The sequence below is a fragment of the Streptomyces sp. Act143 genome (assembly GCF_003143935.1).
In the GTDB taxonomy this organism is placed as follows: domain Bacteria; phylum Actinomycetota; class Actinomycetes; order Streptomycetales; family Streptomycetaceae; genus Streptomyces.
Window position 1 is genome coordinate 1,484,156 of record NZ_QFRX01000001.1, and the last position, 14,835, is coordinate 1,498,990.

At 72.3% G+C, this 14,835-nt stretch carries 12 protein-coding genes; 6 read left to right on the forward strand and 6 right to left on the reverse strand.

All coding sequences use genetic code 11. The annotated features are described in order from the left end of the window. Positions 1 to 89 precede the first annotated feature (89 nt). Together DI272_RS06595 and DI272_RS06600 are read left to right on the forward strand one after the other, a co-directional pair. Positions 90 to 1,298 (forward strand): M20 family metallopeptidase, encoded by a 1,209-nt coding sequence (locus DI272_RS06595; protein ID WP_109494305.1) that lies wholly within the window; start codon positions 90 to 92, stop codon positions 1,296 to 1,298. After that, positions 1,295 to 2,743, forward strand: a complete 1,449-nt coding sequence (locus DI272_RS06600; RefSeq protein WP_181387107.1) for an MFS transporter — start codon at positions 1,295 to 1,297, stop codon at positions 2,741 to 2,743. Before DI272_RS06595 ends, DI272_RS06600 begins: the two co-directional genes overlap by 4 nt. Here the strand turns inward: DI272_RS06600 and DI272_RS06605 are convergent. Then, positions 2,740 to 3,726 carry a TerC family protein gene (locus tag DI272_RS06605; RefSeq protein WP_109494307.1) on the reverse strand — a complete coding sequence of 329 codons (987 nt, stop codon included), beginning with the start codon at positions 3,724 to 3,726 and terminating at the stop codon, positions 2,740 to 2,742. The genes DI272_RS06600 and DI272_RS06605 overlap by 4 nt on opposite strands. Positions 3,727 to 3,977: 251 nt before the next feature. Here DI272_RS06605 and DI272_RS06610 point away from each other — a divergent pair, with 251 nt between their 5' ends. After that, the gene (locus DI272_RS06610) at positions 3,978 to 4,967 is read left to right on the forward strand and encodes an alpha/beta hydrolase (protein WP_109494309.1); all 990 of its coding nucleotides are present in this window, start codon (positions 3,978 to 3,980) and stop codon (positions 4,965 to 4,967) included. 30 nt (positions 4,968 to 4,997) lie between these two features. Here the strand turns inward: DI272_RS06610 and DI272_RS06615 are convergent, their stop codons facing one another. After that, entirely contained in the window at positions 4,998 to 5,351 is a 354-nt protein-coding gene (locus tag DI272_RS06615) for a hypothetical protein (protein WP_109494311.1), read from the reverse strand. Positions 5,352 to 5,491: 140 nt separating this feature from the next. Here DI272_RS06615 and DI272_RS06620 point away from each other — a divergent pair, with 140 nt between their 5' ends. Both DI272_RS06620 and DI272_RS06625 read left to right on the forward strand, forming a co-directional pair. After that, on the forward strand, positions 5,492 to 6,319 hold the full coding sequence (locus DI272_RS06620) for an aldo/keto reductase (protein ID WP_109494313.1): 828 nt from the start codon (positions 5,492 to 5,494) through the stop codon (positions 6,317 to 6,319). A gap of 109 nt (positions 6,320 to 6,428) precedes the next feature. Further along, a complete protein-coding gene (locus DI272_RS06625) occupies positions 6,429 to 7,619 on the forward strand; it encodes a CaiB/BaiF CoA-transferase family protein (protein ID WP_109494315.1) in 1,191 nt (396 codons plus the stop codon). A 40-nt stretch (positions 7,620 to 7,659) separates the two neighbouring features. Here DI272_RS06625 and DI272_RS06630 read toward each other — a convergent pair whose 3' ends face one another. The 4 genes from DI272_RS06630 to DI272_RS06645 form a co-directional block, all read right to left on the reverse strand. Continuing rightward, a complete protein-coding gene (locus DI272_RS06630; protein WP_109494317.1) occupies positions 7,660 to 11,907 on the reverse strand; it encodes a serine protease in 4,248 nt (1,415 codons plus the stop codon). After that, on the reverse strand, positions 11,904 to 12,239 hold the full coding sequence (locus DI272_RS06635; RefSeq protein WP_109494319.1) for a CU044_2847 family protein: 336 nt from the start codon (positions 12,237 to 12,239) through the stop codon (positions 11,904 to 11,906). The genes DI272_RS06630 and DI272_RS06635 overlap by 4 nt, the downstream gene beginning before the upstream one ends. 164 nt (positions 12,240 to 12,403) lie before the next feature. Next, positions 12,404 to 12,985, reverse strand: coding sequence for a PadR family transcriptional regulator (locus tag DI272_RS06640; RefSeq protein WP_109494321.1), 582 nt, complete (start codon positions 12,983 to 12,985; stop codon positions 12,404 to 12,406). Positions 12,986 to 13,010: 25 nt separating this feature from the next. Beyond that, the gene (locus DI272_RS06645) at positions 13,011 to 13,796 is read right to left on the reverse strand and encodes an SGNH/GDSL hydrolase family protein (RefSeq protein WP_109500716.1); all 786 of its coding nucleotides are present in this window, start codon (positions 13,794 to 13,796) and stop codon (positions 13,011 to 13,013) included. A 180-nt stretch (positions 13,797 to 13,976) separates the two neighbouring features. On the opposite strand from DI272_RS06645, the gene DI272_RS06650 reads away from it, so the two are divergent. After that, entirely contained in the window at positions 13,977 to 14,813 is an 837-nt protein-coding gene (locus DI272_RS06650) for a DUF2182 domain-containing protein (protein ID WP_109494322.1), read from the forward strand. The last annotated feature ends 22 nt before the right edge of the window (positions 14,814 to 14,835 follow it).

Consider the following 14,835-nt stretch of genomic DNA (forward strand, 5'->3'; position numbering starts at 1 on the left):
TGCGGCTGTTTCCTGCAAATGATCTGCGGACCACGGTGGATTCCTGCACACGTGCGACGTTGATCGGAGGCATCGGCACTATACCGGCCATGTTCAAGCACAGCGACGCCCTCGTCCTCGAAGACTCCCTGATCCGGCTCCGCCATGCGCTGCACCGCGAGCCCGAGCTGGGGCTCGACCTGCCGCTGACCCAGCGCAAGGTCCTCGACGCGCTCGCCGGTCTGCCGCTGGAGATCACCCTGGGCAAGCGGCTCACTTCGGTCACCGCGGTGCTGCGCGGCGGCCGTCCCGGTCCCGCGGTCCTGCTGCGCGGCGACATGGACGCCCTGCCCGTCCAGGAGGACAGCGGCGTCCCGTACGCCTCGCAGGTGCCCGGCCGGATGCACGCGTGCGGGCACGATCTGCACACCGCGGGACTGGTCGGGGCGGCGCGGCTGCTGGCGGCCCGGCGGGAGGAACTCGCGGGCGACGTCGTGTTCATGTTCCAGCCGGGCGAGGAAGGCATGCGGGGCGCCGCCCTGATGATCGAGGAGGGGGTCCTCGACGCGGCCGGCAGCCGGGTGGTGGCAGCGTACGCGCTGCACGTCACCTCGACGCTGCTGCCCACCGGCTTCGCGGCCGTCCGGCCGGGCCCGATGCTGGCGGCCTCCGACACGGTCACGGTCCGGGTCGCCGGCGCGGGCGGCCACGGCTCGACCCCGCACTCCGCGAAGGACCCGGTCCCGGCCGTGTGCGAGATGGTCACGGCCCTGCAGACGATGGTCACCCGCACCGTCGACGTCTTCGACCCCGCGGTGGTGACGGTCGGCTCGCTGCACGCCGGTTCCGCGGGCAACGTGATCCCCGAGCACGCCGAGTTCGAGGCGACCGTACGGTCCTTCTCCGCGGCGACACAGGCCAAGGTCAGGGCCGGGATCGAGCAGACGGTCCGCGGGGTCGCCGCCGCGCACGGCGTGGCCGCCGACGTCGACTACCGGGAGAACTACCCGGTTACCGTCAACGACCCCGAAGAGGCGGCGTTCGCGCTGCGCACCGCCCAAGACCTCCTCGGCGCGGACCACGCCTTCGAGGCGCCGCGCCCGCTGACCGGCTCGGAGGACTTCTCCTTCGTGCTGCGCGAGGTGCCGGGGGCGTACGTCGGACTCGGCGCCTGCCCGCCGGACCGCGACCCGGCGACCGCCGCCATGAACCACTCGCCCCGTGCCGTCTTCGACGACCGCGCCGTCCTCGACGCGGCCGTGTTGCTCGCCGAACTCGCCGCCCGCCGCCTCGGGCGCACCGCCGAGGAGGCCGTGTGAGATCCCCCGATGCGACCCCCTCCCCCGCCGCCGCCCCCGGCGTGGCGGCGGAGCGGCCCGCGTCCGTGCGTGCCGTCGTCGGCCTGCTGGTCCTCTTCGAGCTGACGAGCGGTTTCCTCCAGGGCGGCATCACACCGCTGCTCCCGGAGATCGGCAGCGAGCTCGGCATCCCCGACGCCGAGCTGGCCTGGGTGATCTCCGCCCAGCTCCTCGCCGCCGCGGTGTCCGTGCCGGTCCTCGGCCGGCTGGGCGACCTGTACGGTCACCGGCGGCTGCTGCGCATCGCCCTCGGCTGCGTCGCCGTCGGCACGCTGCTCGTGGCGTTCGCCGATTCCTGGCCGGTGCTGCTCGCGGGCCGGGTGCTGATGGGTCCGCTGGCCGCGCTGCTGCCCCTGGAGATCGCGCTGGTCCGCGACCGGCTCCCGGTGGACCTGGCCCGCTCCGCGATCGCCCGCCTGGTCGGGGCGCTGGCCCTCGGCACCCTGCTCGGCGGGGTCGTCCTGGGCGCCGCCCAGGAGGCCACCGGAGACGTACGGACCACGCTCCTCGTCCCCGCGGTCCTCGCCGTGGCCTGTGTGCCCGTGTCCTTCCTGGCCGTGCCGGAGTCCCGGCGGGCCAGCGGCGGCAGACTCGACTGGCCGGGCGCGGTGCTGCTGAGCGCGGCCATGGTGCTGCTCCTGTCCGGGGTGTCCGCCGCGCAGGACGAGGGGCTGCTGTCCGGCACGGTGCTCGGCCGGCTGCTGCTCGCGGTGCTGCTCGGCGGGGTGTGGGCGGCGGTAGAACTGCGCACCGCGGAGCCGCTGGTGGACCTGCGGGCCCTGGCCGACCGCAGGGTGGCCCCCTTCTTCGTGGGCGCGTTCGCCTTCGGCGTCGTGTACTTCGGCAGTCAGACGCCGGAGGCCACGTTCCTCGCCGCCGACCCGGAGCGGACGGGGTACGGCTTCGGGCTCTCGGCCCTGTCGATCTCCCTGGTGGCCCTGCCGGCGGCGGTGACGGCGGTCGTCACCTCCTCGCTCACCGCCCGCATCGCGGGCCGTGTCGGCTACGTCCCGGCGGTGACCGGCGCGTTCGTCCTGATCGGCGCGAGTTTCATGGTCACGGCCGTCCTGCACACGGCGGTCTGGCAGCTGGTGGCGGCGAAGGTGCTCGCCGGGCTGGGTACGGGGGTGGCGCTCGGCGCGATCCCGACGGTGATCGCGGAGGGCAGCGACCCGTCCCGTACCGGCGTGACGACCGCCCTGTACAACAACGTCAAGACGCTCGGCGGAGCGATGGCGGGCGGCGTGACGGTCTCCCTGCTGGCCGCGGCCACGAGCCGGGGGCCCGGCGACGCCACTCCCGCCGAGTCGGGTTACGTGGCGGTCTGGCTGCTGTGCGCGCTCCTCGCCCTCGGCGCGGCGGCGGTGACGGCGACGGCCCGGCGGGCGGGACGCGACGGCGGTTAGGAAACCGTCTCCTCCGGCTCTCCCTCCCCCCGCTTCTTTTCCTTCCGCCCCTTCGAGGCGCGCAGGCTGGTGAGGGTGGTGACCGCGAGGACGAGCACGATGAAGCCGAGCGAGAAGGGGATGCTGATCTCGGGGACGTGCACGCCGGACTCGTGCAGCGCGTGCAGCAGCAGCTTGACGCCGATGAAGCCGAGGATGATCGACAGGCCGTAGCTGAGGTGGACGAGCCGCTTGAGGAGGCCGCCGATGAGGAAATACAGCTGGCGCAGGCCCATCAGGGCGAAGGCGTTGGCCGTGAAGACGATGTACGGCTCCTCGGTGAGCCCGTAGATGGCGGGGATGGAGTCGAGGGCGAAGAGGAGGTCCGTGGAGCCGATCGCCAGCATCACCACCAGCATCGGGGTCATGACCCGCTTGCCGTTCTCCTCGATCCACAGCTTGGTGCCGTGGTAGCGGTCGGCCACGCCGAAGCGCTCCTCGACCGTCCTCAGCAGCTTGTTCTCCTCGTACTCCTCCTCGTGGCCCCCCTTGCGGGCGTCCTGGACGAGCTTCCAGGCGGTCCAGATCAGGAAGGCGCCGAACAGGTAGAACACCCAGGAGAACGCGGAGATGATGGCCGCGCCGGCCGCGATGAACCCGGCGCGCAGCACCAGGGCGATCAGGACGCCGACCATGAGCACCCGCTGCTGGTACTGCGAGGGCACCGCGAACCTGGACATGATCAGCACGAAGACGAAGAGGTTGTCGACGCTCAGCGACTTCTCGGTGATGAAGCCCGCGAAGAACTCCCCGGCCGGTTCGCCGCCACTGAACACGAGCAGACCGATCCCGAAGAGACAGGCGAGCGCGACCCACACGGCCGTCCAGACGCCGGCTTCCTTGAGGGACACGTCGTGCGGCTTGCGGCCGATGAAGAAGTCGACGGCGATGAGCGCGCACAGGGCGGCGACGGTCACCAGCCAGGCGGTGAGGGAGACGTTCACGTGCTTACTCCTGGTGCGGGTGGGGCCGCGGGGTGGGGCCTTGACAGCGTTGTCTCAGGTTCCGATCCCTTCCACCACCGGAAGGTGAACAACGGGTCACGACCCGGCAAGGCCGGTGTTCACACCGGTGCCACCCGCCGTTCGGCGGGCAGGTTCCACCGGACGGGGCATCCGGGTGGCGAACGCGGGGCGAAGGGGCACTCGTGCCGCCGCAGCCCCGTATGACGTCCCGCCCCGTGTGAGGAGAAGCCATGAGTCTGGTCCCGCCACCGTTCGATCCCGAGCTGGCCGCCGCCCTGGAGCCGCTCCAGGACGTGATCGCCTCCGGCCTCACGCTCGACCGGATCGACGAGATTCGGCAGGGGCCGTGGATCGCGCTGCTGGACGAGCTGGACCTCACCCTCGACGGCTTCTTCCAGACCGAGGACCGTACGGTGCCGGGGCCCGCGGGCGCCCCGGAGATCTCGCTCCTGATCTGCCGCCCCGCCGCTGCGCCGGCCAAGGGTGCGCGGCCCGTCGTCTACCACGTGCACGGCGGCGGCATGGTCGTCGGCAACAACCGGGTCGGCGTGGACGCTCCGCTGGCGTGGGCGAGGGAGGTGGACGCGGTCGTGGTGTCGGTCGAGTACCGGCTGGCGCCCGAGCATCCGTATCCCGCGCCGGTGGAGGACGTGTACGCCGGGCTGGTCTGGACGGCGGAGCACGCGGCGGAACTGGGCGCCGATCCGGAGCGGATCGTCATCGCGGGCGCCAGCGCGGGCGGCGGCCTGTGCGCCGCGCTGGCCCTGCTCGCCCGGGACCGCAGGGGGCCGCAGGTGATCGGGCAGATCCTGATGGGCCCGATGCTGGACGACCGCGGCGACACCCCGTCCGCGCACCAGATGGCGGGCGTCGGCCTCTGGGACCGTACGGCCAACGAGACCGGCTGGACGGCTCTGCTGGGCGAGCTGCCAGGCGGCCCGGACGTCCCGGCCTATGCCGCGCCGGCCCGCGCCGAGGACCTGTCCGGCCTGCCCCCGGCCTTCCTCGACGTGGGCTCCGCGGAGACCTTCCGGGACGAGGTCGTCGCCTACGCCTCCCGCATCTGGCAGGCGGGCGGGGTGGCGGAGCTGCACGTGTGGCCGGGCGGCTTCCACGGCTTCGACGCCTTCGCCCCGCAGGCGGCCCTGTCCCAGGGGGCGCGGTCGGCTCGACTGCGCTGGCTGCGCCGGTTGTTGGCGGAGCCGAAGGGTACTGCGTGACACGGCCCGTGGCCGCACGTCCAGGATCGGTCAGCGGAACTCGTGGACGACCTCGATCTCGCCCACGATGTGGGCGTTGAACGCGTCGAGCTCCTCCGCCGGCACCCACAGCTCCAGGATCGTCCGTCCGCCCGCCTGCTGGACGGGGTATCTGCGCAGGAAGTCCGAGTCGACCTCGAAGCGGGTCACGAACCCGGCGCCGCTGTGCTTGACGTTCCAGTCCCGGGCGATCTTCACGGCGTAGTCCTCGTTCAGGACGGGATAGAAGATCGGCTGCTCGGGCAGCCGGGGCGGCCAGGCCCGCCAGTTCAGCTCGCGCACCAGCTCCAGCTCCTCAGGGCCGGTGGGACGCCAGAGGGTCGTCGTGGGGCGGGGGCTGGTCATGGGGTCACTTCCCGGTCGGATCGGATGGGCGCCTGTCGGCGTGGAGACGGTATCCGCTGCTCAGGACCCGGCACACAGCATTTTCACCGCCCTATACCCGCGTTTGCAATTAACCCGCGCCTGCAACTACAGTCGCCCGCATGAGTACGACCTTCCCCACCGTGACCCTCAACAACGGCATCGAGATCCCGCAGCTCGGCTTCGGCGTCTTCCAGGTCCCCGACCCGGAGACGGCCGCGGCGGTCACCTCGGCCCTGGAGGCCGGCTACCGGAGCATTGACACAGCGGCGATCTACGGCAACGAGGCCGGCGTCGGCCAGGCGATCGCCGCGTCCGGCATCGCCCGGGACGAACTGTTCGTCACCACCAAGCTGTGGAACGCGGACCAGGGCTACGACGCCACCCTCAAGGCCTTCGACGCGAGCCTCGCGAAGCTCGGCCTGGACTTCGTCGACCTGTACCTGATCCACTGGCCCGTCCCGGACCGTGACCTGTACCGCGAGTCGTGGCGGGCCATCGAGAAGCTGGCCGGCGAGGGGCGGGTCCGCGCCGCGGGCGTCTCCAACTTCCAGCCCGCACATCTGCGCCGGCTGCTCGACGACAGCCCGCTCGTCCCGGCCGTCAACCAGATCGAACTCCATCCCGGCCTCCAGCAACGCGAACTGCGCTCACTGCACTCCGAGTCGGGGATCGCCACGGAGGCGTGGAGCCCGCTGGCGCAGGGAGCGGTGCTGGCGGAGCCGGTGCTGACCGCCATCGCGGAGCGGTACGGCAAGTCGCCCGCCCAGGTGGTGCTGCGCTGGCACCTCCAGCTCGGGAACATCGTGATCCCGAAGTCCGTCACCCCGGCCCGTGTCCGCGAGAACGCCGCCGTGTTCGACTTCGCCCTCACCGACGAGGAGATGACGTCGATCGCCGGACTGGACCGGGGCCTGCGCACCGGCCCGGACCCCGACACCTTCGCCTGAGGTCCCCGGCGAGGCGGCCGATCCGGGCGGCCGACCGTGAGCCGTGTGGTGCGTGCCTCACCGGGGACGGGTTGGCAGGGGCGGAAACCGGGCCGTACAAAGGGGCCTCATGAGCGCTCCGAAGCTTCCCCTCGACGGGATCACGGTCGTCAGCCTGGAGCAGGCGGTGGCCGCCCCCTACGCCACCCGGCAACTGGCCGACCTCGGCGCCCGGGTCATCAAGGTGGAGCGCCCGGGCGACGGTGACTTCGCCCGCCGGTACGACACGACGGTGCACGGCCACTCCAGCTATTTCGTCTGGCTCAACCGCTCCAAGGAATCCCTCACCCTGAACCTCAAGGACCCCCGGGGACTGGAGATCCTGCACCGGCTCCTCGACGGCGCCGACGTCCTCGTACAGAATCTCGCACCCGGCGCGGCCGACCGGCTCGGCCTCGGTACCGACGCGCTCGCCGAGCGGTACCCACGGCTGATCCCGTGCACCATCTCCGGTTACGGCACCGACGGCCCCTGGGCGGACCGCAAGTCGTACGACCTGCTGGTGCAGTGCCAGACCGGGCTGGTGTCGCTGACCGGGACGCCCGAGGAGTCAGCGCGGGTCGGCATCTCCGTCGCCGACATCGCCGCCGGGATGTACGCCTACACCGGGGTCCTCACCGCCCTCTACACCCGCGCCACCACCGGGAAGGCGCACGCGGTGGAGGTGTCCCTCTTCGAGGCACTGGCCGAGTGGATGGGCCAGCCGGCCAACTACACCCGCTACGGCGGCTTCCAGCCCCCGCGCCTGGGCACCCAGCACGCCACCATCGCCCCGTACGGCACCTTCACCGCCGCCGACGGCAGGGACGTGCTGTTCTCCATCCAGAACGAGCGCGAATGGGCCGTCCTCTGTGCGGAGTTCCTCGGCGACCCCGCGCTGACCGAGGACCCCCGCTTCGCCACCGGTTCCGACCGGGTCGCCCACCGCGACGAGATCAACGCCGTCGTCGCCGCACGCTGTGCGCGGTCCGGCGCCGAGGAGATCCTCAAGGACCTGGAGGACCTCGGGATCGCGTGCGCCGGCGTCAACGACGTGGCGGCGTTCCTCGACCACCCGGTGCTGGCGGCCCGCGGCCGCTGGCACGAGGTGGGTGTCCCGGGCGCCACCGTCCAGGCACTGCTGCCGCCGGCCGACCTGGCGGGACTGCCGGCCCGCATGGACCCCGTACCGGCCGTGGGCGAGCACACGGAGGCGATCCTCAGCGGCTTGGGCCTCCCCCACGACACCGTCGAGGCGCTGCGCGCCGACGGCGTGGTCTGAGGGCGGGGCCGGGCCGGTGCGGGGGAAGTGAGGTCCTGGCTCACGGGCAGAAGTGCCCCGCGTTCTCCACCCCGACGCTGTGGAGGATGCTGTTCAGGTCGCCCCCTTCATACTTGCCGTCGAGGGAGGTGCACAGTGCCGTCACCAGGTCCGCACCGTGCAGCGGGACACGCACCGTCTCGTAGCCGACCATGTAGTCCATGGTGTCGCCGTGCACGACGACGTCGCCGGGCTCGGCGATTGGCACGATCCTCCCGGGGGCTGTGTCACTCACCTTCAGCGGGCGGTACTTCACCGTCTCCGTCGCTCTCAGGTAGAACACACCGGAATCCACGAACGCGCCCCGCAGATCGGCGTCCTGGACGGAGACGGACCACTCGGGTCGGTCGCTGTCGAACTTCCACAGGGAGATCCAGCCGAAGGACATGACCACCAGTCCGTCGCCGTGCTCCGTGAACGCCACCGGGAACCCCGAATACATGTACCCGACAAGGCTGTTGACGTCGACGGCTGCCTCGACAGTGCCCAGCCGGCGTGTGCCGCCCTCGCGCAGCGTCCACAGTTCCACCCGCCCGTCGCCGAACAGCACCGCCACCTGGCCCGGATGGTCCGGGCGCGCCACCAGCCCCACGCAGGTCTCGCTCGCGCGCGAGGTCCGTCCCCGGGCGACACACGGCGCCCCGGCGACGCGTTCGGGCGGCCGGGCGGGGGTGGCGAAGGAGTACCGGCTCAGCCCGTCCTGGGTGAGCACCGCGACCTCGGTCCGGTTCAGCGCCGCGGCCCCGTGCACGGCGTGGTCCGGACCCTGAGCCGGCATGGGGCGGAAGGCGGGAGGGGAGTCGTCGAGGCGGAGGTAGCTGAGCCCTTGCTCGTCCCAGTAGCCGAAGAAGGAGTCGTCCGTCGTCAGCGGGTTGTAGCCGTTCCACCCCCACGGCCCACCGGAGGGGGTCAGCCTGACGGCCTTGCCGCCACCGTGCCTCGGCGCGACCGTGACCGTCGCGTCGTCCGTCTGCTCGTTCAGGTAGACGGCGTGATCCGTCGTCAGCAGCGCGGGGTTGTCGACATATTCCCAGATCCGTTTCCCTGTGGCGGGGGCGACGGCCCGGGCCTCGGAACGGACCAGGTCGTCACCGATGTTCTGGACCACCCAGGGAACCCGGTCGGCGGGCGCCACTACGGAGAGCAGGGCGGTGGTCGTGTAGAACTGGGCGGGTGAACGCACCTGGTAGATCTTGTGCGTACGCAGGTCCAAGAGCATCGTCCAGCCGCCCACGATCGATACCCCCACCGCGAATCGCCCGGTGAGGTCGAAGGTCATCTCGAGGTCCGGGGCGTACACCTCTGCGTCGGAGCCGCCGGTGCCCGTCACGGTGCGCTTCGACAGCCGTCCGGCCCCGTCGATGAGATAGGCGGCGATCATGTAGTAGCGGTCCTCGCGAAAAACGGAGATCCCTCGGCCGCTCGCGGCGAACGCCGCGGACGGGACGTCGGCCAGTGCCCAGTGGGGCGGTGCGGCGGAGTGGGCCTCCACGACCACGGAGGACAGGCCCTTGCGGGGTCCGTCGCGGACGACCGCCACATCGCCGCCGTTCGTCACGATCGCCGCGTCGGTCACGCAGTCGCCGCCCCGGGGACGTCCGACCACGCTGTCGACGCGCTCGGGGTGCCTGGACACCGTCCACACCGCGCGCCAGCCCGTGGTGGTCGGGCACGACCTGCCCGAATTGCCCGTCAGGTGCAGCAACCGGCGCCCGTCGGGCGAGAAGTCGAGACGCAAGGTCGCCAGCCCGTCGGTCTTCCGCACCGGCGTCCAGCGCTTCGCCGACAGCAGGTCCCACCGCCCGTCCGTCATGCCCCAGACAGCGAGACCGCCGTCCGGGCCGGCAACGGCCACCCGCGTGCCCGCGTCGTCGACGTCCACCGCGTCCGCTTCCTGCGGGACCCCGCTCAGCGGTGTCATCCGTGCGGTCCCCGAGTCCAGGGCGGTGACGACCGACGCGGTCTTCCGCCGGCCGCGCTGGGTCAGCAGAATGATCACCCGGCCGTCGGCCGAGGCCGCGTACTGGGTCACCCCGCTCTTGACGGCCCCGACTCTGAGGACCTTGGTGCTGGACAGCGACACGTACTGGTTGAGCAACGCGGCCCGCGCCTGCGCGGTGTGCGACCGCCGCCAGGCCTCCAGCGCCAGGGCGATCGACTGCGACGGCGAGGACCCCAGCCGGGTGTCCGCCTCCGCCGCCAGCACCTGGGAGGCGATCCGGTCGTTGGCCGCCCGCTGCTGTGCCGCCTTTTGGAAGGCGAACACCGCCAGCAGCCCCGCCGCGAGCGCCAGCAGCGCGATGCAGGCCGTCGTCACCCGCAGCACCCGTACGCCCCGCCGACGCCGCCAGTCGCTCTGCTCGATGTAGGCCAGTTCCTCCTTCCCGATGTCCGCGGACCGCCGGGTCCGCCATTCCAGGGCCCGTTCCAGGACCGCTCCCCGCATCAACGCCCCGGGGTCCCGTGCGTTCTGCTGCCATACGGCGGTGGCGGCGCGCACCTGTTCCTGCCAGGCACGGAACTCCCGGCTCTCCTCCAGCCAGGCGTGCGCCCGCGGCCACTGACGGATGAGCGACTCGTGCGCCAGGTCAACGATGTCCTCGCCCTCGGCGGTCTGGTTGAGGATCACCAGCCGGGTCTGGCTCAAGGCGTGGGCGGCGTGCCGGAGTTGGGGGTCCAGGCCGTCGAGGCGGGCCGGGATGCGGACGAAGTCGGCCTTCTCATCGGGGCGGGCCAGCTGGGCGAGCAGCCGGCGCAGGGTGTCCTCGCCGAGGTCCGCCATGGCGGGCGCGACGGAGTGTTCGGCGTAGGCCGTCAGGGCGCCGCCCACGCGGCCGAGGGATTCGTAGGCGGCGTGGGTCAACAGGGTGTGCCGGCGCTTCTCCCACAGGCGGGTCAGGGCGAACTGGACGAGGGGCAGACAGCCGGGCTCGGCCTCCGCGTCGTCCACGATGCGCTCGGCCAGCCCGGGTTCGAAGGCCAGGCCCGGGACCCGGCCCGCCGAGCCGGTGATCGCCCTGAGCAGGGCCGGGCGGTCGAGCGGCGCGATGATCTGCGTGCCGTCGCTCAGCAGCCCCGCCATGCCGGGCTCGACGAGGCCGTCCAGAGAGCCGTGCCGCAGGGTGGCGACGACACGCAGGACGCGTCCGGAGACGGGGCGTACGGCGCGGGTCATGGCGACGGTGAGCGCCAGCAGTCGACGGGCCTCGTCGGGTTCAGTGGCGGCGACCTCCTCGAACTGGTCGAGGAACAGGACGTGTCCGTGGTCGCCGCTGCGTTCGAGGAGTTCCTCCGTGAGCAGGGCGGCGGTCTCGGTCACATCCCCCTCGGCGGCGCCCGGCTCGATCTCCAGGGCCTTCGCCAGGGCGCGCACGGGACGGGCGCCGCGGATGGGCCGGAACACGGTCACCGAGTGGCCGCGGGCGCGCAGTTCGGGCAGGACACCGGCCCGGACGAGGGAGGACTTGCCGCTGCCCGACGCTCCGACCACGGTGACCACCGGATGGCGCAGGACGGCGTCGGTCACCCGGCGGACATCGACCTCCCGGCCGTAGAAGAACTCCGCGTCCTCCTCCCGGAACGGCTCCAGCCCCCGGTAGGGGCAGCGACGCAGTCCGGGCTGCATGTCGACCAGCGCGGCTGAAGGCACGAGATACGCGGTGTCCTCGCGTTCGCCGCGCGCGGTGGCGACCACCATGCCGATGACGCCGCCGAGTTCCTCGTCCCAGACGGGGCTGCCGCTGAAGCCGGGGGAGATGCGCCGCAGCCGGTCGAACTCCTCGGACAGCGCGATCCAGCCGGCGCCGACCCGGTCACGAACCCGGCCCTGGGCCCACTGGCCGTGCTCGCTGCCGGCGGGGAAGCCGAGGGCGCGGAATCGGTGGCCCCACAACTCGGTGCCGCTGACCAGCGGGACGGGGCGGACGACCTCCGGGAGTTCCTCGGGCAGCCGCAGCAGGGCGATGTCGCCTCCGCCGTCCTCGACGACCGGTTCCCAGGCGCTCGTCCGCGTCGGGTAGCCGCGCCGACCGTGCGGGGTGTCGCGGAGCAGCGGGAAGTCGAGGGTGACCGCGCCTTCGGGCACGTCACGGGAGCGCACGACCTCCTCCCTGCCCAGTGCGTGGGCGACGACATGGGCGCAGGTGCACACGGTGTCCGGCGCGATGAGGAATCCGGCGCCGACCACGCCGCCGTCCGGCCCCAGCACTCTGGCGACCGCCGGTGCCAGGCGGTCCGCGGCGCTGGTCATGGCCGTACGGCCCCGCCCTCGGCGCCGTCCCAGGTCGCGGTCACCGTGAAGCTGGCCTCGGTGGCCGCCCTGGCCACCACGACGCCCGCCCCCGCGACGACCTTGATGCCGAACTCCACCGTCACCGACCGCGGCGCCAGCCCCGCCAGCGTGTCGACGACCGATTGCAGGGCCGGCCGCACGCTCGACAGAGCCGCGTCCAGCGACTGTGCGCCCTGACGCACTCCGTCGGCCAGCCTGCCCACCCGGTCGACGCCCGGTGCGGCGTCGCCCTGCACCTCGACCAGCAGCACGCTGCCGTCGGCCAGAGGCAACTCCCCGACGTAGGACATGGGCCCCCCTTGACTTTCCGTCACCCGAGTCCGAGTTTTCATTACAGCGAGTAACGGTCATGAGCGCAAGGGTGAAAGCGCACACGGCTCAGTACGCCAACACGGCGACCCGAAGCGGTACTCGGTGATCTCTCGCGGCGCGGTGCCGGAGAGGTGACAGCGGTTCAGCCGCGGCGGGCGATGGCGGTTCGCTGGTCGAGGCGGGCGAGGACGCCCTCGGCCCACCGGAGGTTCCCGCGCTCGAAGGCCATGCCGCCGAGGAGGGTGAGGTAGGGGCCGATGCGCTCGGCGCCGGCGAAGTACTCGTCCTCGGTACGGCCGCCCAGCATGCGGGCCTGCATGCGCTCGTACCGGGCCAGCTTGGCGGCGGAGCGCTCCTTGCGCTCGGCGACCGCCTCCCGTACCGCACGGATGTCGTCGGCGTCGCCGATGTCGACGCACTGGACCTTGACCATGAGTTCGTCGCGGATGGCCGTCGGCTTGGCCGGCGTGTCGGCGACGTAGGACCGCAGGACGTCGAGCCCGGCCTCGGTGAGCGAGAAGAGGCGCTTGTTGGGGCGGCGTTCCTGCTGCACCACGCGCGCCGAGACCAGTCCTTCGCGCTCCATGCGCTCCAACTCGCGGTAGAGCTGCTGCGGTGTGGCCATCCAGAAGTTGGCGACGGAGGCCTCGAAGCCCTTGGCGAGGTCGTATCCGGAGGCCTCGCCCTCCAAGAGGGCCGCCATCACCGCGTTGCGCAGAGCCATGCGGTCAACCTAACAGCCGGTTCGATCAGTCGACGGCGACGACCGGGAGCAACTGAGGGCGCTTGGCCCGCCGCCCGTCACCGGAGGACCGGCCCCGCACCCGCCGTACCAGCCAGGGCCCCAGGAAGGAACCGAGCCACCGCAGCTCACCGCCGACGGCCCGCAGCCCCGAGACCGCGCGCGGGTCGGCGGGCAGGGCCCGGGTCCAGGTGTCGTCACTGCCCGGCAGGGCGAGCGCGTGCGCGACCGCGGCGGCGATGCGGGCGTGCCCGAGGGGGCTGGCGTGCAGCCGGTCCGGGCTCCACAGACGGGGATCGGTCACCACCGGGTGGTCGGCGGTCTCGGCGACCAGGACGCCGTGCCGGGCCGCCGCCTGCCGGATGCGGGCGTTGAGGGCGACGACCCGGGGGCCGACGGGGCGGGCCAGCGGGGTGATCCGGGAGGCGTCGGGGAAGGTCAGCGTCACCACGCGGGCGCCCCGGCCGGTCAGCGCCGCGAACATCGTCTCCAGGTGTCCGGCCACCTCGTCGGCGTCGAAGCGGGGGCGCAGCAGATCGTTGACCCCCGCGACCACCGTGGCGAGGTCCGGCTCCAAAGCCAGGGCGGGCGCGAGCTGTTGGGCCCGCACCTGTCCGGCGAGGCGTCCGCGGACGGCGAGGTTGGCGTACAGCAGTCCCGGCGAGGAACGTACGAGCTGCTCGGCCAGCCGGTCCGCCCACCCGCGCAGTCCCCGTACGTCGTCGCCGTCGCCGAGCCCTTCGGTCTGGCTGTCGCCGAGGGCGACGTACCGCGCGTACCCGCTGTCCACCATGGCCACCCCGCGTCACCATCGGTCAGTCACTGCATCGCATCGGTCAGTCACTGAACTACGCACCTATTCGTATTGTTGACTATAGCCGCCTGGCCCGCTCACGGAATCACCCCTTCCGGGCGCGGTCGCGTTGCGGGGTGACCTGTGCTGTGCTGGAAGCAGTCGCAGGAGAGCACACCGATGCGTCACAGCCGGACTTCCACCGTCGCGTCCGCCCAGCCGGTCACCCCGACCGGAGCGGGCGGCGGGCTGCTGCCGGCCCGGGATCTCGCGGCCGCCTGGTTCCTCGTCGTGGCGATCGCGGTGCCCGCCTGGGTGCTGACCATCGGGCAGGCCGGGGACATGGGGGTCGAGCCCGGCACGATGGGGCTGGCGCTGCCGCTGTTCCTGGTGCTGTGGCTGACGATGATGGCGGCCATGATGCTGCCGTCCATGGCCCCGGTGGCCCTCACCTGGGTCCGGGGCATCGGGCGGCAGTCCTCCGGGTGGGCCAGGACCGCCCGCACCGCCGAGTTCATCGCCGGGTACCTGCTGGTGTGGACGGCGTTCGGACTGCTCGCCTACGCCGCCCTTGATCTCACCGGCAGCCTCGTCGGCGACCACGCCGACGCCGGCCGCTGGATCGGCTCGGTCGCCTTCCTGCTGGCGGGGCTGTACCAGCTCGGCCCCCTGAAGTACGTCTGCCTGCGGCACTGCCGCGACCCGCTGAGCCACCTGGTCCACTACTCCGGCTTCCAGGGCCGGGTCCGCGACCTGCGGGTCGGCCTGCACCACGGTGCCTACTGCGTCGGCTGCTGCGCCGGGCTGATGTTCGTCCTCGTTCCGCTGGGCGTGATGAACGTGGCGGCGATGGCCGGGCTGGCCGTGGTGATCTTCGTGGAGAAGCTGTCGTCCCTGGGTGTGCTGCTGGGCCGTGTCGTGGGCGTGGCGTTCCTCGTCCTCGCCGTGCTCGCGCCCTTCCAGGACTGGCTGCTGCCGGGCCTCCAGGACTCGATGCCGCCGATGGACGGCATGTGATCTCCGAGTGAGCTCCGCGGAG